The sequence below is a fragment of the Sediminihaliea albiluteola genome, assembly GCF_014077625.1.
GTDB classification, from domain to species: Bacteria; Pseudomonadota; Gammaproteobacteria; order Pseudomonadales; family Halieaceae; genus Sediminihaliea; species Sediminihaliea albiluteola.
Genome location: NZ_JACFXU010000017.1, coordinates 320,573 through 342,520, shown reverse-complemented (window position 1 = coordinate 342,520; position 21,948 = coordinate 320,573). Strand labels below are relative to the sequence as shown.

The following is a 21,948-nucleotide window of genomic DNA, read 5'->3' as shown; positions in this document are numbered from 1 at the left end:
CAGGGAGATTTTCATGACATTTACTAGCCAACGTGGCGCCTTTCCCCATACCCGCATGCGGCGCCTGCGCGCAGCGGAGTTTTCTCGACGCCTGGTGCGCGAGAGCACGCTGAGGCCCGCCGACCTTATTTTCCCAGTGTTTGTACTGGAGGGCAGCGGCCAGCGCGAAGCCGTTCCCTCGATGCCCGGCATTGAACGGCTCAGTGTCGATCTGCTGATTAAACAAGCGCGTGAAGCCTTCGACTTAGGCATCCCTGCTCTGGCACTATTTCCTGTAGTGCCGGCTGAGCGAAAAAGCTTGCTTGCAGAAGAAGCCTACAATCCCAATGGCTTGGTCGCCACTGCCGTCAAGGCACTCAAAGACGCCGTGCCAGAACTTGGCGTTATTACCGATGTCGCGCTCGACCCTTACACCACCCACGGTCAGGACGGCATCATCGACGAGCAAGGTTATGTGCTCAACGATAGGACCTCTGAAGTGCTGGTAAAACAGGCACTTTCGCACGCAGCTGCTGGTGCCGATGTGGTGGCCCCCTCAGACATGATGGACGGCCGAATTGGCGCTATCCGCAGCCAGCTCGAGAATGACGGTTTTTACAATACCTTGATCATGGCTTATTCCGCCAAATACGCTTCGGCTTACTACGGTCCCTTCCGCGATGCGGTGGGCTCTTCGGGCAATATTAAAGGCGGCAATAAATTCAGTTATCAAATGGATCCTGCCAACAGCGATGAGGCACTCCACGAGTGTGCCCTAGACCTGCAGGAAGGTGCCGATATGATCATGGTAAAACCGGGCATGCCCTACCTTGATATCGTGCAGCGAGTAAAGCAGGAGCTACAAGCGCCTACCTTTGCCTACCAAGTGAGCGGCGAGTACGCGATGCACATGGCGGCCTTTGAGCAGGGCTGGCTGGAACAGACGCCGGTCATGCTGGAGTCACTGATGGCCTTTAAGCGCGCCGGCTGTGACGGCATTCTCAGCTACTTTGCTATGGCAGCCGCTCGCACACTACAGCAGTAAAAGTATGCGCCTTTTGTTAACAGCCCTTGCTCTAAGTGCCGCTGCTGCTTTCTCAGCAAGCGCCGCGGCCGACTGCGAGTGCCTATGGCGGGGCAGTTTTGACCAAGTTCATGCCGAGGCCGACTTGATTGTGGCTGGCGCCGTTATCGACCGCAACGGTAACTCCATTGACCTAAACGTGGACCGAGAACTGCGCGGCGGCCAAGACTTTGACGAGGTCCGTATCTGGCTGAAGGCTGGTGATTACTGCCGCCCAGAGGTTGAAACATTTCCCATTGGCAGCCAGTGGCTAATGGCCTTACACCGGATTGATGAGCTGGTACCCGGCGGCTTTAACCCCAACACCCCCAATATCAGTTACGGTCGCGTTGGCGACTACGAACTCTCGGTATGCGGGGGCTACTGGTTGAGCCGTGCCGGCGACTGGGTCAGTGGTAATCTAGTGGATGCCCCGCGCTGGGTGCGCGAGCCGGAGATGACTCCGGTATTACTCGATGTCATTGAGCGCTATGTCCAAGGAGACATTGATAAAGCTGCACTGCTCAAAGCCAGCCAAGCCGACCCCGCGGTCAAGCAGCTGATGCTAGACACCAAGGCTTTCCTGCGAGGTCAGGACCCCAGCATCTTATTGGAAGACTAAGTTTGCTTAGCTCTTTTTATAGCACACAGACCCAAAGGCCTAGCTACTAGCGCCGCCACAGCTTGCGCTGCGGATTGCGACCTTCCACTAGGTCCATCAATTCGTCCAACATCATCAGCGACAAGCCCCAAATGCGGCGCCCTTTATAGATATAGCAGGGTAGCTCCATACTGAGGCCCCTGCGCTTCCAGACCATGGTCTCGCGCTTTGAGCTATCCATTAAAAACTCTAAGGGCACCCAAACTACCTCAGCAACTTCGTAGTTAGGGCTAAATTCCACGGGTTTTTCTAAACAAAATACAAAGGGGCTGATAAACATGCCTAAAACACCACGGGGACCCGCGGTGATATCCGATAGACGCCCAATGCAGCGAGCGCAATCATCCAAATGAACACCAATCTCTTCTTCGGTCTCTCGGTGGGCCACCGCATAGCCGTGAGCATCATCCGGCTCCATACGTCCACCAGGAAAGGCCATATGCCCGGACCAAGGGTCCCCCTCCCGCTCAGCGCGTTTGATCATTAGAATATGCAACTCTCCTTCGCGCACACTGAGAATAATGGCCACAGCGGAGCGCTGCCGCAGACGACGCAAACGTTTGCGGCCCGCGCGATGATCGCTCAGGCGATGTTCAATAAGATGCAACAGAGATACAGGCACAGAAACACCATCATCAGTGACTTGCTAAGCAAGTCAGGAATTAAGCCAGCACGGTAGCGGGGATACAAGTCCGCCATCCGTCTTCATCACTGCTAAACAGAGAAACCATGCCGACATCACCTTTATTACAACTGAGCCAAGTCAATCTTGTTTACCGTGCGCTGCCGGCCCTGGCAGATATCAACTGGACACTAGAACAGGGACAACAATGGGCCTGCGTCGGCCCCAACGGGGCGGGTAAAACGAGTTTGGCACGCATCATTAGCGGTCAGGCCAAGCATTATTCGGGCGATATGCAGCGCGGCCCAGCGCTACAAGCATCGGGAGTAGCTTATGTCTGCTTCGAGCAAGCCAAGGCACTCTGTGAGCGAGACCAGCGGCTCGATGACTCTGAGTTTCGCCCCGACGCCCAGGACCCCGGTACTCGGGTCAAGGATCTTATTCTGGCCGGCCGCAGCCCCGACGCACTGTTCACAAGCTGGGTGGAGCGGCTCAACATCGCCCATATTTTAGAGCGCGGTCTGCGTTATATCTCTACCGGTGAGATGCGTAAAACCCTGCTACTTAGCGCCATACTCAGCAAGCCGGCACTACTGATTCTCGACAGCCCACTCGATGGCCTGGACAAGAACAGTCAGGCAGAAATGCAAAATATTATCGCAGAGCTTCTGGCATCGCCGACCTCAATCCTACTGCTCTGTCGCAGCCTTGAAGATATACCAGCAGATGTCAGCCACCTGCTGGTTCTAGAAGCGGGCAAAATTTTCACTCAGGGTAGGCGCGAGAGCGTATTAGCCATGCCCAGTGTACAGGCCCTGATGAACCCGCCCCTGCCAGAGCTCGCCGAGCTGCCGCCCCCCGCTGAGCGCCCTTACACACTGCCAGAAGATGGGCCGCTACTGGATTTGCGCAATGTCACTGTCCGCTACGGTGAACTGACAGTCCTCAATGAGATCAACTGGAGCTTTAAGCGCGGCCAACACTGCCTGATTTCTGGCCCGAATGGCTGTGGCAAGACCACCCTGCTGAGTTTAATTACCGGGGACAACCACAAGGCTTACGGTCAAGATGTGACGCTATTTGGCATCCGCCGTGGCTCAGGTGAAAGTGTCTGGGACATCAAGCAAAAGTTTGGCCTGCTCGATACCCAGCTACACCTTAACTTCAAGCAGCGCATGGGCGTTGTAGAGGTTGTGCTGTCTGGCTTTTTCGACAGTATCGGCTTATACGACAACTGGGGCGATGCCCAGCGCCATACTGCGCTGGACTGGCTAAATGCACTGGGTCTGGGAGAGTACCGCGGAGAGCGCTTTGACGCCCTATCCTTCGGTTTGCAGCGCATGGTTCTATTGGCCCGGGCGATGGTCAAAGCGCCGGCGATTCTGATTCTAGACGAGCCCACGCTGGGCCTAGATGCCCACCACCGGCAACTGATGCTGCGTGCCATAGACCATATCGCCTCAGCCACTGACACCCAGATTATTTTTGTCAGTCATAGCGCCGCGGATATACCGCGCTGTATCAACCAGTTCCTCAGCTTTGAACCAAAGGCTGATGGCTTTGAGCTGCTCTGCCGAGAAAGCTAACAAGCAGGCCGAGTTGCAACTCGGCCTGATCAATCACTTCAAAAAGGCGCGCAGCTTTGCGCACTCGCTATTGCTGTGGCAGTACAACATGCCGCGTTCAGCTGTCGCTCGGGCTTGCCGCAAATCACCTTTAGCAGCATAGGCTTCGGCTAGAGCCAGATAGACTTCGCCACTGTTAGGGTCGATCCGCTGAGCGCGCTCGAGTAAGGCCAATGCACTTTCATAGTCGCCACCGGCCAGGGCTTGATCAGCTTTGGCTAGCAGCGGACCATAGGCATCGCTAGCCCGTGGCTCGGCAGCTTGCGGCACTGTCTCGACCGTCGAAGGCGGCCGCGGCGCTTGCGGCACAGATTCACCCGGAACGGAGGGCTCGCGTGTTTCCACCGGGGCGGGCTGACCACCGGGTGCACTATAGATCGAACAGCCCGCTAAACTAAGAATCAGCGCGGCCGTTGCAATACGACGCAGACATGCGAAGTTGAGCATCAACTATCTCCACTAAAAAGGGATTGAAACCAGTCTTTTATACCATTGCTACGCGGCGAACAATTAGTCCGACGCTTAGGCTCAGAACCCTTAATAAAGGGCATCAGGCGAGCATCAGGGCAACCTTCAGCGCTCAGATAGCCATTGCTGTCATCAATCCACTGCGGCGCGACTTGGTCGGGCATGCGATAGCCTAAAGGGCGCTGACTCGCTCGGGCCATAAAGTGCGCCCATACCTTCAAAGCTCCCGAGCTGCCGGTAAGCCCAGTACCACCATTATCATCGCGGCCAATCCAAGTGACAGCCAATAAATCGCCAGAAAAGCCAGCAAACCACGAGTCGCGGCCATCATTGGTGGTGCCCGTTTTTCCCGCCACGGCAAAATCATCATTCAAATAACGATAGACACCACGGCCGGTGCCTTCGCGCACCACTTCGCGCAAGGCGTAGTGCAGTAGATGAACTGCCTGCAGACTCACCGTGCGATCATATTCCAAGGGGTAACGCCGCAATGGCTCGCCATTGGCATCCACGATATCGCGGATACTGCGCAGTGGCATACGAAAACCTCCAGCGGCAATACTCTGATACATCACCGCCATATCTAAGGGCGAATAAGCACCTGCCCCCAGTGTCAGCGCAGGCACTGCGGGGATATCACCCTCTAGACCCAGGCGCTGCAACATATCCACGACATTGTCGATTCCCAGGTCCATGCCCAAACGCGCGGTGGCCAAGTTGTAGGATTGAGCCAAGGCGCGGTGCAGTAAGACCTTGCCGTGCTCTTGACGGTCAAAGTTGCGAGGCGACCAAGTCCCGCCATCAGGCTCGGCAATTTCTAGTGCAGTATCCTCCAGTGGCGTAGCTAAACTATAGCGACGAGGCTGCTCGAGAGCGGCCAAGTAAACTGCTGGCTTAAGCAGGGAGCCCGCTGGCCGCTTGGCATCTATGGCTCGGTTAAAGCCCGCGTAACGCACTTTTCGCCCGCCAACTAAAGCCACCACATCGCCGGTATCGAAACGCGTGACGACCGTGGCCGACTCTAAGTCCCCGCCTTTATCTAGCTGCTCCAGTACCGTACTGGCGCTGCGCTCCACTTTGCGCTGCAAAATAGGGTCGAAGCTGGTGAAAATATTCAAGCCCAGGGTGGTCAGATCTTCTTCGCGGTACTCTTGACGCAATTGACGGCGCACTAAATCCAAATAGGCCGGAAAGGTATCGCGAATCCGAGTTTGCTTATTGAGGCCAAGGGGCATGGCCTTGGCTACCGTGGCATGTTCGCTGGAAATAACCTCCTGCTCAACCATGACATCTAGCACTAGGTTACGGCGCTCGCGAGCACGCTCTGGGTTGCGCAAAGGGTTGTAGAGCGATGGCCCCTTAATCATGCCGACCAGTAAAGCCTGCTGATGCAGGCCCAGCTGCTCTAGTGAAGTGCCAAAGTAGTGTCGAGAAGCCAGGCCCAAGCCATGTATTGCCCGCGGCCCTTCCTGCCCGAGATACACTTCATTCATGTAGCTTTCGAGGATTTGCTCTTTGCTGTAATGAAAATCCAGCAGGATCGCCATCAACAGCTCGGTAAGCTTGCGGATATAGGTCCGCTCAGGTGTCAGGTAGTAGTTTTTTACCAATTGCTGGGTAATGGTACTGCCACCAGCTACCACCGAGCCCGACTTAAAATTACTCAGTGCGGCACGCACAATCCCAGTGATGGAAAAGCCCCAGTGCTGGTAAAAGTTTTGGTCTTCAACTGCGAGTAAGGCTTGGCGCAAGGTATCTGGGACCTGCTCTAAACGCACTAGAATACGATCCTCCCCATGGGAGGGGTAGATGCCACCGATTTGCACCGGGTCAAGCCGCAGCAAATCGACCCTGCTGCCCCCTGAGTTCATGCTGCGGACCTTGTCGCCGCCTAGCACAATTTGTACTCGCCGCGCCGGCTCCCGCTCACCAGGAAAGGCAAAGCCCCGCGTATAGAGCTCAAAAGTATTGCCTTGACGCCGCAACTGCCCCGGAGCGCGCACTGTAGTGACCTTGCGGTAGCCCAGCACATCTAGCTCGTAGGCGAAGTCCTCCGTCGATAGATTAGCGCCGACAAATAACTCCAGGGGGCGAGCATAGACCTTGGCCGGCAACTCCCACATTTTGTCGGTAAAAGTCGCGGTGATCTTCACGTCCAGATAGACCATTACTAGGGCGAAGCCCAGCATGGCGGCGATCACAAACTTCAGTAGGGGACGACGGGTTTTTGCCCACATGCGCGACTGTGAGGCTGAAGCTTTTTTGGCGGGACGGCGTTTTTTCGACATATTGGGCGAGTGTACAGCAGTGCTGCTTTCAATTGGCAAAGGGATGAGGATAATAGCGGCCTGACAGAAAAGGGACTACCGACTTATGAAGAAATACTGGGTATATGGCATCGGCGCAGCACTGGTGGACAAGGAAATCCAGGTCGATGACAAAGATCTACAGGCCATGGGCGTTGAAAAAGGCTTAATGACGCTAGTCGATGAGGCTCGGCAAGCCGAGCTGCAGAGCATGCTCGAAGACCACCTCATCCACGCCAATCACGCCAGTGGAGGCAGTGCCGGCAACTCCATGATTGCTACCGCCCAGTTTGGTGGTCCAACCTTCATGTCATGCAAAGTGGCCAATGATAGCGATGGCGATACCTATATAGCCGACTTGGAAGCCGCCGGCGTCGATCACTGCCTCAAGGGCAAGCGCAGCGCGGGCACCACGGGTAAGTGTCTAGTCCTTATCACCCCTGATGCAGAGCGCAGTATGAATACCTTTTTGGGTATTTCAGAGAGCCTATCAAGCGAGCAGCTCGATGCCGATGCCATCGCCAACTCAGAATATATCTACCTTGAAGGCTATTTAGTGACCTCAGCGACGGGTCGCGCTGCAGCTATCCGTGCCAGAGAGCTCGCCGAGGCAGCCGGTGTTAAAACAGCATTGAGCTTTTCCGACCCGGGCATAGTCGAGTTTTTCCACGACGGCATGCAGGAGATAATTGGCAGCAAAATTGACTTGCTGTTCTGCAATGAAGATGAAGCTACCAGCTGGGCCCAGAGCGAGTCACTGGACGAGGCCATTACTGCGCTCAAAGCCATAGCGCGCACTTTTGTAGTGACCCGCGGTGCCCAAGGCGCCATTACGTTTGATGGCCAGAAGCAGGAAGTCATTGCCGCCCACGCCACCAAAGCACTCGATACCAATGGTGCGGGTGACATGTTTGCTGGTGCATTTTTATACGCACTCGGCCGCGGCGAGAGCTACGCTCGCGCCGGCGCTTTTGCCAGTCTAGCTGCCAGCCGCGTGGTGTCACAATACGGCCCACGCCTTCCGGCTCAAGACTACCCAGCTCTGCGCGAAGAATTTTTCGGCAGCTAAATCAGGCTGGAAACAAGGCTATTTGCGGCCCCACCAGGGCCGCAAATGAAGTCCCGACAAAACTTAGAATGCCGTCGGCTACCGGCTGCAATTGCCGATCTACGTAGTATTGGTAGTCAATAGGCGATAGCGCTCGCTGAGCTGGCTCCGCGCCAGCTCGGGTTATCACATAAGATACCCAGTCGCCCCGCCCTGGCACTGGCAAGCCGCGCTCTGCACACAAACGCGCTGCCTGCACATGGGGCGGCACATTGCGCTGATAGTCTGCCAACTTGCGCCGCAAGCGTTTGCGATACACTAGCTCCTGGTCACGCTCCCCCGCCAGCACCGAGCGCGTCACTTCTTGCACGTAATCACGGTAGCTCTCATCGGCAAAAATCCGCCGATACAACTCTTGCTGAAAACTTCGCGCCAAGGAGGTCCAATCGGTACGCACATTCTCCAAACCCTTAAATACCAGTTGTTCGCCTTCTGAAGTGACCTTTAGTCCGGCATAGCGCTTTTTACTGCCTTTGTCGGAGCCGCGTATAGTGGGCATTAAAAAGCGTCGGTAATGGGTTTCAAATTCCAGCTCTAATAAGCTCGCCACGCCATACTCCCGCTGAATTTCTGCCTGCCACCACTGGTTCAGCTCCCGCTGTAGCATCCGGCCGGCCTGTTGAGCAGCGGCAGTAGATGAAGCTCGCTGCACCCAGACAAAGACCGAATCGGTATCGCCATAAATCACTTTGTGGCCCAAGACCTCAATGCGGTCTCGGGTGCGCTGCAAGATATCGTGGCCACGCAGGGTTATAGAGCTGGCCAAACGCGCATCAAAAAAACGGCAGCCCGCGGAGCCCAGCACCCCATAGAAAGAATTCATGATGATTTTAATGGCCTGCGATAGAGGGCCGTCATCAGCAGCTTTAGCACTGTCCCGAAGAGCCCATAATTCACCGATCAGTGCAGGCAAAATATGTTCGTGGCGGGCAAAAGTGGCCCCGAGGTAACCCGAGAGGGTGTCACTCTCGCTCAGCTCCCCTGAAAGGCCGCGAGCCAACCCTAGTGGGTCGATTGCAAAAGTGCGAATAATACTCGGGTAGAGGCTTTTGAAATCCAGCACCAAGACCTGCTCATAAATCCCCGGCTGAGAGTCAAGGACATAACCCCCAGGGCTTGATACCTGATCGACACTCGCATTGGGGGCGACATAACCCGCGCGGTGCAGGCGGGGTAAATAGAGGTTATCAAAAGACGCCACTGAGCCACCGAGACGATCGATATTCAGTCCGGTCATGGCGCTGCGAGCAAGGGCAAAATCAAGCAAACGCGTTTGCTCAAAAATTTCTGATACCAGCTCACAATCACGTAAGTTATATGCCGCCAGTGCGGTTTTATCCTCATGAAAAAGCCGGGCAATCTCCTCTCCTCGCTCGCCACCTTGCAGCAACTTACCGGCCCCTAGCAGCTCCCCTGCTACGTGATCGAGTGAATAGCTCTCGAAACTGTAGAAAGCAGCGCGCAGCAACTCGATACCATCGAGGAGAATGCGTCCGGGCATTTGAGCGCTGCGCCGTTCGCCATCCTCATCCAGCTTGCGCCAGTGCAGCGCTCGCCGGTCCCGCCCTAAAGTCAGCACCATGCCGTACTTATCTGCCACCTGCTGCAGATACCAGGTGTCGAAATTCACTACATTCCAGCCGATCAGCACATCGGGATCGAGCTCTGCGACACAGTCTAAAAATGCCAGCAAGAGCTCGCGCTCTGTTGCCACAGTACTCACGTAATCTTGCTGGGCACCTTCCCCTAACATCAGCACCCGGCGTAAGTGCTGATCACCGACCTGCATGTGGATACCAATGGAAAACAACTGCAGGCCAGTCATGGCAGTTTCTATATCAAAAGACATGACCGCTAAAGCGGGGCGGTAGGCCGAGGGTCGCAAGCTCGCATCGCGGCTGCGCCACACAGCTTTGTCTTGCTTAAAGTGCCCGTTTAACTGGGCTGCCCCGCGGATAAAGCGCTCCATCAAAAAGCGCTCGGCAGGGTTGATATCTGCCTCCAAGGGCTCCAGACCAGCGGCCTGCAGGCAATCTACGCAGCGCCTAGCTTGACGGTAGCTAGTGCAATAAAGCCCCAGCACAGCCGACATATTAAAATCACGCAGTTTAAGGGGCCGCAATTCCCAACCCGGCTCGCCTGCTAGGGCCTGTGCCGCGCGCTGACCCTGCTCAGCAGCCAGAAAAAACACCGCTCGCTCACCGGTGACGGTCAGGCACAGCGGCCCAGAGTCCGTCGCAAACCAGTATTCCAGCTCCAGGCCCACAGCCGTGTCACGCCAAGTTCTGGTCAGCAGAAAACCTTCGCGGGTTTGTGGGGTCAAACTTTACCTCGGGATTTACTAGCACTGTGCTGTGCTATGCTTCAGCGTCGCACTCAACGCTCAAACCTAACAACCGACAGTATGGACGATTAATCGATGAGTAAGCCTTTCATCAAGCAAGACCCCCTCTACCAATTCCTGCGCAATGAAGACATCAAGGGCTTCAACGAGCAGCGGGACAAGCTCGACACCAATGAATTGAAAAGCGGCGACTACCGCGGACGCGACCTGCGCAATATGAATGCCGCTGGTCTGGATTTCAGCAACTCCTATTTCCGCAATGCCGATTTGTCTGGCATCGATTTCCGCGACACCAATCTAGAAGGTGCCAGCTTACTCGATGCCAAACTCTCAGGGACCTACTTCCCAGCAGAGCTCAGCGCTGAGGAAATTCGGCTGTCGCTCGATACCGGCACCCGCTTACGCTACAAGCGCTAAGGCGAACAGCGCTTAACCTTTGGCCAGCAGCTCACGCAAATCAATGATGGCGGCGTTAGCCCGACTTAAATAGTTCGCCATCACCAGTGAGTGGTTGGCCAAAGTGCCAAAGCCTGTGCCATTGAGGATCATCGGGCTCCACACGGTGTCCTGGGTAGCCTCCAGCTCTCGAATGATTTGCTGCAGGCCCACGGTGGCGTTCTTTTTCTGCAAAACCTCAGCAAAATCGAGTTCAGCCGCTTTCAGAAAGTGAATGAGCGCCCAAGCTGCGCCCCTGGCCTCATAGAACACATTGTCTATTTCCAGCCAAGGTGTTTTCACTTCAATCTCACCCGGCCCGCCAGTGGCCTGCACAGCGCTTTCGTCACCGGCCAAATCGGTATTGAAACGACGCTGCCCCACACTGGCACTGAGTCGCTGTGACAAGCTGCCCAAGCGCGAGTCAACCGTATCCAGCCAATAGCGCAGGTTGTCAGCGCGAGCATAAAACTGTGCATCGCTGGCATTGTCGTCCGATAGGCGCACTAGGTATGAGCGAGTATATTTGAGTGCCTCGCGGTACTGCTTTTCAGAGGCAGGCAGCATCCAGCTGTTAGAACTGAAGTTTAAACGCGGCTCTGCTTCGGCGAGATCTTTATCTTCAGTGGACTGGGATTGCGAACGACTGTGCACTTCGCGCATGGCGCGGGCCAAATCTCGCGATTGCACCAGTGCGCCAAACTCCCAGCTCGGGATATTATCCAACCACAGACCCGGCGGAAAAATGTCGTTGTGTAGATAGCCGCCAGGTTTTTCCAGCAACGTTTCCATGACCCCAATTAATGCCGCAGTGGTAACCGAGCCAGTCACTACCTTACCGCCGTGCTCAGCCGCTAACTGAGAAGCTTGTTCGGCCACATCAAAGCGAGCAGGCGTCAAACTCCAGTACATTCCCAGCAAGATCGTGATTAGCAAGTACAGTCCCAGTAGGCTCAGTGGCCACTTCCACCACTGCTTGCTGGAATCTCCCTCCCGCCAGTCCATCCAGCGGTCGCGGAGAGTGGTTTTTGTTTCTAGGTCGCTTTGATTCATAAGTGTTTACAACTCCTTAAACCACAGATTTATCTACTCAGTGGTGCTGCGAATGATCCATATGCTGCTCGGGGCCACGCTGAACTCGTGCCTTGGTGCAGCTTTCACTGCCATCATCGAGGCTCAAACACAGCTCTAGCAACTCGCCTTCGGTCGGCATGCGCTCCAACTCCAGCAACATTAAGTGTATCCCACCTGGTGCCAGCTCCACGCTTTCTTGGGGAGCTATAACTAAAGAAGGCACTGGCCGCATACGCATAAAGCCCTCTTCTTCCAAACTCTGGTGAACCTCCACCTTGGCAGTGAGCTCGGCCCGACCACCGATCACGGCCACGCTAGTGCTGCCCTGATTATGCACGCTCACATAGGCCGCTGTAGTATTTTGTGTGGGCGGCAATGCTCTAAGCCAAGCCCCAGAAAGCAGAACCTCTGCGCTGACAGAGGACACAGTACACAACAGCGCAAGAGCGCAGGCTGCTGCAGAGCCACTGCGCCGCAGCCCGCCATTACTTAGCCAAGTCATTCACTCTCTCCCGATGGCATGAAACCAAATGCAATTATAAGCGTCATAGTGACTATATCACCGCAGTGGCCTGCGGTCGCCGTTGGGTCATCGCCCTGGCACTGTTAAACTGTGGCCACCTGCCCCCCATCGGCTTGTTAATTTTTTTAGGAGACTTCATGCGCCTGGTATTTGCCAGCTTACTGTTGGTCATCAGCTCACTCAGCCACGCGCAGTTTGGAGCCTCTAGCAATACTGGCAACCCTTTTGCCAGCTCTACATCGCCCAGCTTTCTGCCCGTAGAAGAAGCCTACCAACTGGAAATTAATAGCCAAGCTGATGGCTTGCGCCTCTACTGGCAGATTGCCGACAGCTATTATCTCTACCAGCATCAATTCAAATTTAGTCTTCACGATAGCCAAGGCAGCAGGGAGCTGCAGGCCGATTTCCCGCCCGCCATAGAGCGCCACGATGAATTTTTTGGGGACACTCGCGTTTATTACAACAGTCTAGACCTCGATCTAGCTAGCGAGCAACGCAGCGGCACCGCTACGCTGCGAGTTGCCAGCCAAGGCTGTGCCGATGCTGGTCTGTGCTACCCGCCACGCCACCAAAGCTTCAGCATCAACTTTGACACTGGCGTCATCAAAGAAGTCAGCGGCGCCGAAGCCGCCCCCCTCAGCTCAGCGAAAAGCATTGACTCGAATGCCTCAGTGCTGACTATTTTAGCCATGATGGCGCTGGCCTTTTTAGGTGGCAGCCTACTCAACTTAATGCCCTGCGTGTTTCCAGTACTATCTCTAAAAGTGCTGAGCTTTGCTGGCGCAAGCTCAGCTAGCCGCCACCGCCAAAGCTGGATTTACAGCGCCGGCGTTGTCACTAGTTTTATTTTAGTCGCCACAATACTAATCACCTTACAGCAGGGCGGCCGAGCCATTGGCTGGGGCTTCCAATTGCAAAGCCCCGGCTTTGTCATCGCACTAGCCTATCTATTCTTAGCCATGGGCTTGGCACTTTCTGGGGTGATTGAGCTGGGCAGCAGCCTGATGAATAGCGGAGCTTCACTAGCCAATCGCAAAGGCGACAGCGGCAGCTTTTTCACCGGAGTGTTAGCCGTGGTAGTGGCCAGCCCTTGCACCGCACCACTCATGGGCACAGCGCTGGGCTTTGCCATCACTCAGCCAGCCTACGTCAGCCTTAGCATCTTTGCTGCGCTGGGCGCCGGCATGGCAGCGCCTTTGTTAGTGCTGAGCTACAGCGGCCTCGCCCGCCGCCTAATGCCCAAACCTGGTGCCTGGATGGAAAGCATGAAACAAGTGCTGGCCTTTCCTCTATATGCCAGCGCTATTTGGTTGCTTTGGGTGGCCGGCCGACAGACCGGCGTGGACACGATGGCATCGGCACTACTGGGAGGCTTATTCTTAGCGCTAGCCCTGTGGCTGTGGCACCACAGCTGGTGGCGCCGCACGGGTGCTGTGCTTTGCCTGATCGCGGCGCTCGCTTTAGGTGTCTGGCGCACAGCGCCAGCTGACAACCCTAGCAGCGCCCAACTTAGTCACGGACTGGCTTGGTCACCGCAGTTACTACAAGAATTGCGCAGTTCAGGACAGCCGGTCTTTGTCGATGTCACCGCTGACTGGTGTATCACCTGTATCGCCAACGAGAAGGCGGTGCTGCACACCGATGAAATCCGCTCAGCTTTCAACGATCAAGGCGTGGCCTACATGGTAGCCGACTGGACCAACTACGACCCAGCAATCGCCGACTTCCTACGTCAACACGGCCGCAACGGGATTCCCTTTTATGTGCTGTACTCGACAGACCTAGCTAGCGAGCCATTGATTCTCCCGCAAATACTGCGCAAACAGACCGTCTTGGATGCACTGGCCACTTTGCCCGCCCCCCTATCGGGGGGCGAGCTTAGCTCTGCTCGATAGCTCAGTTTGCTCCGCAAAGCAGCCAGTGTTCAGCACTCCCAAGCCCGCTGAGCGGACTAACTCCCTGAAATCAGCGTCTAACTGCAGCCAAAATCCGACAAAGCTAGCGCAATCATAGACAATTGAAATTTATTGCGCCAAAATTCCCCACTTGCGCCGCTGCAATTTGGCGCAAAACTAGGGGGAGATCGCGACATGGCAAGCATTTTAGTACTGCACGGGCCCAACCTGAACCTCTTAGGGGAACGGGAGCCTGCGGTCTATGGCGCCACAACCTTAAGCGACATCAATACCCGACTAGAACAGCTGGCCCGCAGTAGCGGCCACCACCTGCTCGCAATGCAAAGTAATGCCGAATACGAGTTGATTGAACGGGTACAACAAGCCCGCCCAGAAGGGGTGGACTTTATTATTATTAACCCGGCCGCCTTCACGCATACCAGCGTGGCGCTACGCGACGCCTTGGCTGCGGTGGATATTCCTTTTATTGAGGTCCATTTGTCTAACGTACATGCCCGTGAAGCCTTTCGTCACCACTCTTATTTTTCCGACCTGGCCCGGGGTGTTATCTGCGGGCTGGGGGCACAGGGTTACGAGTTTGCCCTGCAAGCCGCACTGAGCAGCCTCGAGCCGGCCTGAAGCAAAACAAAAACCGCTAAAACAGTCACAAACAGAAGCCAAGAGAACTGACTATGGACATTCGCAAAGTAAAAAAACTGATCGAATTGCTGGAAGAGTCCAACATCGATGAGATTGAAATTAAAGAAGGCGAGGAATCGGTACGCATTAGTCGCAATAGCGGCCAAACCGTATTTGCCGCACACCCCGGCTATGCGCCGATGGCTAGTGCACCTGCCGCCACAGCTAGTGCAAACCCAGCGAGCAAGCCAGAGCCTGCTGCCGACACTGTAGCCGTCCCGAGTGGCCACGTGATGAGCTCGCCCATGGTCGGTACTTTCTACCGCTCGCCCTCGCCTAGCTCACCACCCTTTGTTGAAGTAGGCCAGACCGTTCGCGCCGGCGAAGTTGTGTGCATCGTAGAAGCAATGAAAATGATGAACCAGATTGAAGCTGACAAGTCCGGTGTCATCGGAGAGATCCTGGTTGAAAACGGTGAGGCAGTCGAGTTTGAACAGCCTCTGTTCACCATCGTTTAAAACCCTGCGCGAGTTTGCGCTCGCCACCTAAATAGCAACAGAGGATCGATAGATGCCCATTTTGGACAAGGTGCTTATTGCCAACCGCGGGGAGATTGCCCTACGCGTGCTGCGTGCCTGCAAGGAACTGGATATCAAAACCGTCGCGGTGCACTCCAAGGCCGACAGCGAGTTGATGCACGTCCGCCTGGCCGATGAGTCAGTCTGCATTGGCCCCGCCGCAAGTAGCGAGAGCTACTTGAACGTACCGGCTATTATCAGTGCTGCCGAAGTCACCAACGCCAGCGCCATCCACCCAGGTTATGGCTTTTTGGCGGAAAACGCCGCCTTTGCCGACCAGGTCGAGAAAAGCGGTTTCATCTTTGTCGGCCCCAAGGCAGATACCATCCGCCTGATGGGCGATAAAGTATCAGCTATTCAGGCCATGAAACGCGCTGGCGTGCCGACGGTGCCAGGCTCCGATGGCCCACTCACTGACGACCACGAACAGACCCTGCAAATTGCCCGCAAGATCGGCTACCCAGTAATTGTCAAAGCTGCCGCTGGCGGCGGTGGCCGCGGCATGCGCGTAGTGCACAACGAAGCGGCACTCATCAACTCGGTGCAAGTCACCCAGTCTGAAGCGGCCTCAGCCTTTGGCTCTGATGTGGTGTATCTGGAGAAATTCCTGCAAAAGCCCCGCCACGTGGAGATTCAAATCCTGGCCGACGGCCAAGGCAATGCAGTCCACCTTGGTGATCGCGACTGCTCTCTACAGCGCCGCCACCAAAAAGTGATTGAAGAGGCACCAGCCCCCGGCATTGACGAGGAAGCCAGGAAAAAAGTGGCAGATGCCTGTGTCAAAGCCTGTATCGATATCGGCTACCGCGGTGCCGGTACTTTTGAGTTCCTCTATGAAGACGGCGGTTTCTACTTCATTGAAATGAACACTCGCGTCCAGGTAGAGCACCCGGTAACGGAGATGGTCACAGGTATCGACATTGTCCGAGAGCAGCTGCGCATTGCCGCTGGCCTACCCCTGTCGATCAAGCAAGAAGACGTCAAAATCTCTGGCCACTCATTTGAGTGTCGGATCAACGCTGAAGATCCACAGAGCTTTATCCCATCGCCGGGCAAAGTGACTACTTTTCACGCTCCTGGTGGGCTGGGCGTACGCGTTGACTCCCATCTTTACGATGGCTACACCGTTCCGCCTTTTTACGACTCCTTGATTGCGAAAGTGATCACCTTTGGTCCAGATCGTGCAACGGCTCTAGCCCGCATGCGCCAAGCACTGGATGAATTGGTCGTCGAGGGCATCCGCACCAACACCGCGCTGCACCGCGACCTGGTGCGTGACCGCTCATTCCAAGCTGGCGGCGTCAGTATTCACTACTTAGAAAGTAAGTTAGAAGACTGATGCAGCCGCTCGGAGCAGCGCTGTGAGCTGGCTACAACTGCGACTGGACACCCACCCTGAGCAAGTCGAGTCACTGGAAGAGCTGATGCTCGCCACTGGCTCGGTGGCCGTGACCATGGAAGACAACGCCGACCAACCGGTGCTAGAACCCGGCGTCGGCGAGACCCCTCTGTGGCAGCAAATCCGTCTCACCGGACTGTACCTTGCTGACACGGACATGAAAGCTGTGTTGGCGCAGTTTCCGCCAGCGCTATTGGATAAGTGCAATCAGCGGGTAGAGATCCTAGAGGACAAAGACTGGGAGCGAGAGTGGATCAAACACTACCAGCCCATGCGCTTTGGTTCTCGGCTGTGGGTCTGCCCCAGCTGGCTGGAGCCCCCCGAGCCCGACGCCGTTAACCTGCTGCTCGATCCGGGCCTCGCCTTCGGCACTGGCACCCATCCCACTACAGCCCTCTGCCTGAGCGCACTAGCGGACATGGACCTGCAAGACAAAGCTGTCGTCGATTATGGCTGCGGCTCTGGCATCTTGGCAGTAGCTGCTCTAAAACTCGGCGCAACACGGGCCCTAGGCGTAGACAACGACCCTCAGGCCTTGGTCGCCAGTCGCGATAATGCGGCTCGCAATAGCTTGGCAGAAGAGAGCTTAAGCCTCAGCTTACCCGGCAGCGAAGTGCTGGCGCAATGGCAGCAACAGGCCGATGTTGTGGTGGCTAATATACTGGCGGGCCCCTTGATGGAGCTCTCCGACACCTTGCTTGGCTTGGCGCGCCCAGGCGCGACCGTTTTAATCTCTGGCCTCTTAGCCAGCCAAGCGGAATCCCTCTGCGCCCACTACGCAGCACAGCTACAGCTCTCGGTTGCTGGACAGCAAGATGACTGGGTCTGCCTGCAGGGAGTTTTAGACTAGCACTGACAAGCAGCGCCAAAACTGTGCGCAAGTAGCCATCTTGCGCAAATTTTGGCCAGATTCGTTTGGACCCCCGCTCGGCGCTCAAGTATCATAGCCGCCTCTCTGTTGATGCTTTTTTGACCACACTGTGACTCTGCATATAGGCCCCTACAAACTCCCGAACCGGGTGGCACTTGCGCCAATGGCCGGGGTAACCGACCTGCCCTTTCGGCGGCTATGTGCCGCCCAGGGCGCAGGGCTTGTGGTGTCTGAAATGCTCAGCAGCAATCCCCGCATGCAAGGCACTCGCAAAACCCAGTGGCGCAGCCAACACGACGCTGAGTGCGAGCCGCGCTCGGTGCAAATTGCCGGCAACGACCCACAGGAGATGGCCGCGGCAGCGCAACTTAATGTTGCCCAGGGCGCCCAGATCATCGATATCAACATGGGCTGTCCAGCGAAAAAAGTCTGTCGCAAAGCCGCCGGCTCAGCCCTGCTGGCGCAGGAAGCTCTGGTCGCAGACATACTGCAAGCGGTGGTGCAGGCTGTTGCAGTACCGGTCACCCTAAAGATTCGCACTGGCAGCAGCCCCAGCGAACGCAACGGGGTGACGATTGCCCGCATTGCCCAAGACAGCGGCATAGCCGCATTAGCGGTGCATGGGCGCACCCGGGCCTGCGCCTTCAAGGGCGCAGTGGAGTACGATACTATCGCGGCCATTGTCGATGCGGTCGAGATTCCGGTATTTGCCAACGGCGATATCGACTCAGCGCAAAAAGCGGCGGCAGTCATCGCACACACCGGAGCCGCTGGGGTGATGATCGGCCGCGCCGCACAAGGGCGCCCATGGTTATGCGGTCAAATCGCCGCTTGGCTAGATCGTGGCGAAGTGCTGCCCGACCCATCACTCGCAGAGCAACACGCTATTATCCGCGGGCACTTGGCTGCCCTGCATGAATTTTACGGTGACTTCATGGGCCTGCGTATAGCCCGAAAGCACATCGGCTGGTACCTCCAGCAACACCCCCTACTGGCCTCCCAGCGAAAGGCCTTTAACGCCCTGAACCAGGCGCAAGCGCAACAGCATTTTTTGGACCAGCTATTTAACCTGGCTCCAACTCAAGCTTCAGATAAGAAGGAACTCGCAGCATGAACCGGGTGGAACCCATCAGCCCTACAACGGCTCCCGCAAACGATAGTAGACATGTCGATGACGACCCTTCCAGCAAACTGCAAAGCGCTGTGACCTATGCGGTGCGCAATTATCTAGAAGCACTCGATGGACAGATGACTACCGATTTCTATCAACTGGTGTTGGCAGAAGTTGAAGCGCCGCTATTGCGCGAGATCATGAGTTACACCCGCAACAATCAGACTAAAGCATCAATCATGCTCGGCCTGAACCGCGGCACCCTACGCAAAAAACTTAAGCAGTACGACCTCCTCACGAACAAGGACTGATAGGCTACCCATCCCCATGAGCAACAGCAATCTTGTAAGCATCAAACGCGCGCTAATCAGCGTATCCGACAAAACTGGCATCGCTGAGTTTGCCAGCGCCCTTCAGGAAATGGGCGTCGCTCTACTCTCTACCGGCGGCACTTATCGGCTGCTCAAAGAGCAGGGCCTGGATGTGACTGAGGTCGCCGATTACACCGGCTTCCCCGAAATGATGGACGGTCGAGTCAAGACCCTGCACCCCAAAGTGCACGGCGGTATTTTGGCCCGTCGCGGCCAAGACGACGCAGTCATGGCCGAGCACGGGATCGATGCCATCGATATGGTCGTGGTCAACCTCTACCCCTTCGAGGCCACTGTGGCCAAGCCCGACTGCAGCCTAGAAGATGCAGTAGAAAATATTGATATCGGCGGCCCTACCATGGTGCGCGCTGCGGCTAAAAACCACCGTTTCGTCAACATTGTGGTTAACGCTAGCGATTACCAAGACATCCTTGAGGAAATGCGTGCCAATAAGGGTGCCACATCACTGGACACGCGATTTAACCTCGCCATTAAAGCCTACGAGCACACTGCAGCTTACGATGCGGCCATTGCCAACCACTTTGGCAAATTAGTACCCGGCGGCTCAGAGCAGTTCCCGCGCACTTTCAACACCCAGTTCCACAAAGTGCAGGAAATGCGCTACGGCGAAAACCCGCATCAGCAAGCTGCTTTTTATGTTGAAGCCAAGCCCGCTGAAGCAGGTATCGCCACGGCACAACAACTGCAGGGTAAAGAGCTGTCCTACAACAACGTAGCCGACACCGATGCCGCCCTGGAGTGTGTGAAAAATTTCGAACAGCCGGCTTGCGTGATCGTTAAACACGCCAACCCCTGCGGTGTGGCAGTGGCGGGCAACCTGCTGCAAGCCTATGAGCTGGCCTTTGCTACCGACCCTGAATCAGCCTTTGGTGGCATTATCGCCTTTAACCGAGAGCTCGACGCTGCCACAGCCAAGGCTATTGTTGAGCGTCAGTTCGTCGAAGTGATTATTGCCCCCAGCGTGAGCGAAGAAGCCCGCGCTGCCGTGGCTGGCAAAAAGAATGTACGCCTCCTAGCCTGTGGCCAGTGGTCTGCTGCCCAGTCTGCTTTTGACTACAAGCGCGTCAACGGTGGTTTACTGGTACAAGATCGCGACCTTGGCATGGTGAGCGCAGCAGATCTCAAAGTGGTCAGCAAAGTGCAGCCCAGTGAACAACAGATGCAAGACCTGCTGTTTGCCTGGAAAGTCGCCAAGTTTGTCAAATCAAACGCCATTGTATATGCCAACCAGGGCCAGACTATTGGCGTGGGCGCCGGTCAGATGAGCCGCATCAACTCCGCGCGTATCGCGGCCATCAAAGCAGAGCACGCTGGCCTGACAGTGGCGGGCTCCGTGATGGCATCTGATGCCTTCTTCCCCTTCCGGGATGGCATCGACAGTGCCGGTGAAGCGGGCATTGCCGCGGTGATTCAGCCAGGTGGCTCGATCCGCGACGATGAAGTGATTGCCGCCGCCGACGAGCACGGCATGGCTATGGTATTTACTGGCATGCGCCACTTCCGCCACTAAGGCTGACGCTCAAACAACACAAGTAAAAGGTGTGTAACAAGATGAATGTATTGATTCTCGGTGGTGGTGGGCGCGAACACGCGCTGGCTTGGAAAGTTGCCCAATCTGACAAAGTAAAGACCGTCTTCGTGGCACCGGGCAACGCCGGCACCGCGGGCGAAACAGGAGTCGAAAACGTCGCTCTCGATATTTTGGACTTCCCCGCACTGGTCAACTTTGCCAATAGTAACGATGTTGGCTTAACCATCGTGGGCCCAGAGGCGCCATTAGTCGATGGTGTCGTCGACTACTTTAGCGAGCAGGGCCTGCGCTGCTACGGCCCCACTAAAGCCGCAGCACAACTGGAAGGCTCCAAGACCTTTACCAAGGACTTTCTGGCGCGCCACAACATTCCCACTGCAGAATACGCTAGCTTCACTGAGCTAGAGCCAGCACTGGCCTATCTGCGCGAAAAGGGCGCCCCGATTGTGGTCAAGGCCGATGGCCTAGCCGCCGGCAAAGGTGTGGTCGTCGCCGACTCATTGGCCGATGCCGAGGCCGCAGTTACCGACATGCTGTCCGGCAACGCCTTCGGCGAAGCGGGCTCTCGGGTCGTCATTGAAGAATTTTTGCGGGGCGAAGAAGCCAGCTTTATCGTGATGGTAGACGGACACAACGTGCTGCCCATGGTGACCTCGCAGGACCATAAACGGATCGGCGAAGGCGACACCGGCCCCAACACCGGCGGTATGGGTGCTTACTCGCCTGCTCCAGTGGTCACTCAGGAAGTTTTCGATCGCATTCAAAAGGAAGTCATTCGACCCACAGTGGACGGCATGGCAGCTGAAGGGAATGCCTACCGCGGTTTCCTCTACGCCGGCCTGATGATCACCGACCAAGGTGAGCCCAAGGTGATCGAGTACAACTGTCGCTTTGGCGACCCTGAAACTCAGCCCATTTTGATGCGCCTCAAGTCCGACCTAGTGGAGTTGTGCGAACTGGCACTGGACGGACAACTCGATCAAGCTCGCGCCGAATGGGATGAGCGCGTCTCAATTGGAGTCGTCCTTGCCGCAGGTGGTTATCCGGGCAACTATTCCAAGGGCAAAGAAATTTCAGGCTTAGACAGCGACTTCCCGGACAGTGTGAAGGTATTCCACGCCGGCACCGCAGTGGAAGGTGATAAGGTTGTCACCAGTGGCGGACGCGTACTTTGCGTAACGGCACTCGGTGCGGATATCGAAGAAGCCCAGCGCATTTGCTACCAAGCGACACAGAAAATAAGCTGGGAGGGTATGACCCTGCGCAATGATATTGGCTGGCGCGCAGTCGCCCGACAAATGAGTAAGTGATAGCTGTGAGCAAT

20 protein-coding genes are annotated in these 21,948 nt (G+C 56.0%); 14 read left to right on the top strand and 6 right to left on the bottom strand.

The features are described 5' to 3' along the window. Positions 1–13 precede the first annotated feature (13 nt). Both hemB and H2508_RS13365 read left to right on the top strand, forming a co-directional pair. Positions 14–1,024, top strand: a complete 1,011-nt coding sequence (gene hemB, locus H2508_RS13370) for a porphobilinogen synthase (protein ID WP_182174698.1) — start codon at positions 14–16, stop codon at positions 1,022–1,024. Positions 1,025–1,028: 4 nt separating this feature from the next. Beyond that, positions 1,029–1,664, top strand: coding sequence for a delta-aminolevulinic acid dehydratase (locus H2508_RS13365; protein ID WP_182174695.1), 636 nt, complete (start codon positions 1,029–1,031; stop codon positions 1,662–1,664). A gap of 46 nt (positions 1,665–1,710) precedes the next feature. On the opposite strand, the gene H2508_RS13360 is transcribed toward H2508_RS13365, so the two are convergent. Then, positions 1,711–2,325, bottom strand: coding sequence for an NUDIX hydrolase (locus tag H2508_RS13360; protein WP_328799376.1), 615 nt, complete (start codon positions 2,323–2,325; stop codon positions 1,711–1,713). A 107-nt stretch (positions 2,326–2,432) separates the two neighbouring features. On the opposite strand from H2508_RS13360, the gene H2508_RS13355 reads away from it, so the two are divergent. Continuing rightward, positions 2,433–3,911, top strand: coding sequence for an ATP-binding cassette domain-containing protein (locus tag H2508_RS13355; protein ID WP_182174692.1), 1,479 nt, complete (start codon positions 2,433–2,435; stop codon positions 3,909–3,911). Between the two features lie 33 nt (positions 3,912–3,944). On the opposite strand, the gene H2508_RS13350 is transcribed toward H2508_RS13355, so the two are convergent. Both H2508_RS13350 and mrcB read right to left on the bottom strand, forming a co-directional pair. Continuing rightward, a complete protein-coding gene (locus H2508_RS13350) occupies positions 3,945–4,397 on the bottom strand; it encodes a tetratricopeptide repeat protein (protein ID WP_182174689.1) in 453 nt (150 codons plus the stop codon). Continuing rightward, positions 4,397–6,706 carry a penicillin-binding protein 1B gene (mrcB, locus tag H2508_RS13345; protein ID WP_235965345.1) on the bottom strand — a complete coding sequence of 770 codons (2,310 nt, stop codon included), beginning with the start codon at positions 6,704–6,706 and terminating at the stop codon, positions 4,397–4,399. Before mrcB ends, H2508_RS13350 begins: the two co-directional genes overlap by 1 nt. 85 nt (positions 6,707–6,791) lie before the next feature. On the opposite strand from mrcB, the gene H2508_RS13340 reads away from it, so the two are divergent. After that, entirely contained in the window at positions 6,792–7,793 is a 1,002-nt protein-coding gene (locus H2508_RS13340) for an adenosine kinase (RefSeq protein WP_182174686.1), read from the top strand. A 1-nt stretch (position 7,794) separates the two neighbouring features. Here the strand turns inward: H2508_RS13340 and H2508_RS13335 are convergent, their stop codons facing one another. Next, on the bottom strand, positions 7,795–10,155 hold the full coding sequence (locus H2508_RS13335; RefSeq protein WP_182174683.1) for a DNA polymerase II: 2,361 nt from the start codon (positions 10,153–10,155) through the stop codon (positions 7,795–7,797). Positions 10,156–10,251: 96 nt separating this feature from the next. Between H2508_RS13335 and H2508_RS13330 the strand changes: the two genes are divergently transcribed. Next, entirely contained in the window at positions 10,252–10,593 is a 342-nt protein-coding gene (locus tag H2508_RS13330; protein ID WP_182174680.1) for a pentapeptide repeat-containing protein, read from the top strand. 12 nt (positions 10,594–10,605) lie between these two features. Here H2508_RS13330 and H2508_RS13325 read toward each other — a convergent pair whose 3' ends face one another. Beyond that, complete coding sequence (locus H2508_RS13325) at positions 10,606–11,664, bottom strand: DUF2333 family protein (RefSeq protein WP_182174677.1); 1,059 nt, start codon at positions 11,662–11,664, stop codon at positions 10,606–10,608. Positions 11,665–11,701: 37 nt separating this feature from the next. Then, positions 11,702–12,187, bottom strand: a complete 486-nt coding sequence (locus tag H2508_RS13320) for a copper chaperone PCu(A)C (RefSeq protein WP_182174674.1) — start codon at positions 12,185–12,187, stop codon at positions 11,702–11,704. A 158-nt stretch (positions 12,188–12,345) separates the two neighbouring features. Between H2508_RS13320 and H2508_RS13315 the strand changes: the two genes are divergently transcribed. The 9 genes from H2508_RS13315 (at position 12,346) to purD (ending at position 21,934) form a co-directional block, all read left to right on the top strand. Continuing rightward, positions 12,346–14,103: a protein-disulfide reductase DsbD family protein gene (locus H2508_RS13315; RefSeq protein WP_182174671.1), complete on the top strand. Its 1,758-nt coding sequence runs from the start codon at positions 12,346–12,348 to the stop codon at positions 14,101–14,103. A gap of 195 nt (positions 14,104–14,298) precedes the next feature. Beyond that, positions 14,299–14,742 (top strand): type II 3-dehydroquinate dehydratase, encoded by a 444-nt coding sequence (gene aroQ, locus H2508_RS13310; RefSeq protein WP_182174668.1) that lies wholly within the window; start codon positions 14,299–14,301, stop codon positions 14,740–14,742. 53 nt (positions 14,743–14,795) lie between these two features. After that, positions 14,796–15,260 (top strand): acetyl-CoA carboxylase biotin carboxyl carrier protein, encoded by a 465-nt coding sequence (gene accB, locus H2508_RS13305; RefSeq protein ID WP_182174665.1) that lies wholly within the window; start codon positions 14,796–14,798, stop codon positions 15,258–15,260. 58 nt (positions 15,261–15,318) lie between these two features. Beyond that, positions 15,319–16,659, top strand: a complete 1,341-nt coding sequence (accC, locus tag H2508_RS13300; RefSeq protein ID WP_182174788.1) for an acetyl-CoA carboxylase biotin carboxylase subunit — start codon at positions 15,319–15,321, stop codon at positions 16,657–16,659. Between the two features lie 22 nt (positions 16,660–16,681). Beyond that, positions 16,682–17,569, top strand: a complete 888-nt coding sequence (gene prmA, locus H2508_RS13295; protein WP_182174662.1) for a 50S ribosomal protein L11 methyltransferase — start codon at positions 16,682–16,684, stop codon at positions 17,567–17,569. Between the two features lie 130 nt (positions 17,570–17,699). After that, the gene (dusB, locus tag H2508_RS13290; RefSeq protein ID WP_182174659.1) at positions 17,700–18,704 is read left to right on the top strand and encodes a tRNA dihydrouridine synthase DusB; all 1,005 of its coding nucleotides are present in this window, start codon (positions 17,700–17,702) and stop codon (positions 18,702–18,704) included. Further along, positions 18,701–19,012: a DNA-binding transcriptional regulator Fis gene (gene fis / locus H2508_RS13285; RefSeq protein WP_182174656.1), complete on the top strand. Its 312-nt coding sequence runs from the start codon at positions 18,701–18,703 to the stop codon at positions 19,010–19,012. The genes dusB and fis overlap by 4 nt, the downstream gene beginning before the upstream one ends. A 16-nt stretch (positions 19,013–19,028) precedes the next feature. Further along, a complete protein-coding gene (gene purH / locus H2508_RS13280) occupies positions 19,029–20,603 on the top strand; it encodes a bifunctional phosphoribosylaminoimidazolecarboxamide formyltransferase/IMP cyclohydrolase (protein ID WP_182174653.1) in 1,575 nt (524 codons plus the stop codon). Between the two features lie 41 nt (positions 20,604–20,644). Continuing rightward, the gene (gene purD, locus H2508_RS13275) at positions 20,645–21,934 is read left to right on the top strand and encodes a phosphoribosylamine--glycine ligase (RefSeq protein ID WP_182174650.1); all 1,290 of its coding nucleotides are present in this window, start codon (positions 20,645–20,647) and stop codon (positions 21,932–21,934) included. Positions 21,935–21,948: the final 14 nt, after the last annotated feature.

Excerpts from the sequence above, each read along its gene's own strand:
- hemB (WP_182174698.1), top strand. The coding sequence starts at position 14 with ATGACATTTACTAGCCAACGTGGCGCCTTTCCCCATACCCGCATGCGG.
- H2508_RS13365 (WP_182174695.1), top strand. The coding sequence starts at position 1,029 with ATGCGCCTTTTGTTAACAGCCCTTGCTCTAAGTGCCGCTGCTGCTTTC.
- H2508_RS13355 (WP_182174692.1), top strand. The coding sequence starts at position 2,433 with ATGCCGACATCACCTTTATTACAACTGAGCCAAGTCAATCTTGTTTAC.
- H2508_RS13350 (WP_182174689.1), bottom strand. The coding sequence starts at position 4,397 with ATGCTCAACTTCGCATGTCTGCGTCGTATTGCAACGGCCGCGCTGATT.
- mrcB (WP_235965345.1), bottom strand. The coding sequence starts at position 6,706 with ATGTCGAAAAAACGCCGTCCCGCCAAAAAAGCTTCAGCCTCACAGTCG.
- H2508_RS13340 (WP_182174686.1), top strand. The coding sequence starts at position 6,792 with ATGAAGAAATACTGGGTATATGGCATCGGCGCAGCACTGGTGGACAAG.
- H2508_RS13330 (WP_182174680.1), top strand. The coding sequence starts at position 10,252 with ATGAGTAAGCCTTTCATCAAGCAAGACCCCCTCTACCAATTCCTGCGC.
- H2508_RS13325 (WP_182174677.1), bottom strand. The coding sequence starts at position 11,664 with ATGAATCAAAGCGACCTAGAAACAAAAACCACTCTCCGCGACCGCTGG.
- H2508_RS13320 (WP_182174674.1), bottom strand. The coding sequence starts at position 12,187 with ATGACTTGGCTAAGTAATGGCGGGCTGCGGCGCAGTGGCTCTGCAGCA.
- H2508_RS13315 (WP_182174671.1), top strand. The coding sequence starts at position 12,346 with ATGCGCCTGGTATTTGCCAGCTTACTGTTGGTCATCAGCTCACTCAGC.
- aroQ (WP_182174668.1), top strand. The coding sequence starts at position 14,299 with ATGGCAAGCATTTTAGTACTGCACGGGCCCAACCTGAACCTCTTAGGG.
- accB (WP_182174665.1), top strand. The coding sequence starts at position 14,796 with ATGGACATTCGCAAAGTAAAAAAACTGATCGAATTGCTGGAAGAGTCC.
- fis (WP_182174656.1), top strand. The coding sequence starts at position 18,701 with ATGAACCGGGTGGAACCCATCAGCCCTACAACGGCTCCCGCAAACGAT.
- purH (WP_182174653.1), top strand. The coding sequence starts at position 19,029 with ATGAGCAACAGCAATCTTGTAAGCATCAAACGCGCGCTAATCAGCGTA.
- purD (WP_182174650.1), top strand. The coding sequence starts at position 20,645 with ATGAATGTATTGATTCTCGGTGGTGGTGGGCGCGAACACGCGCTGGCT.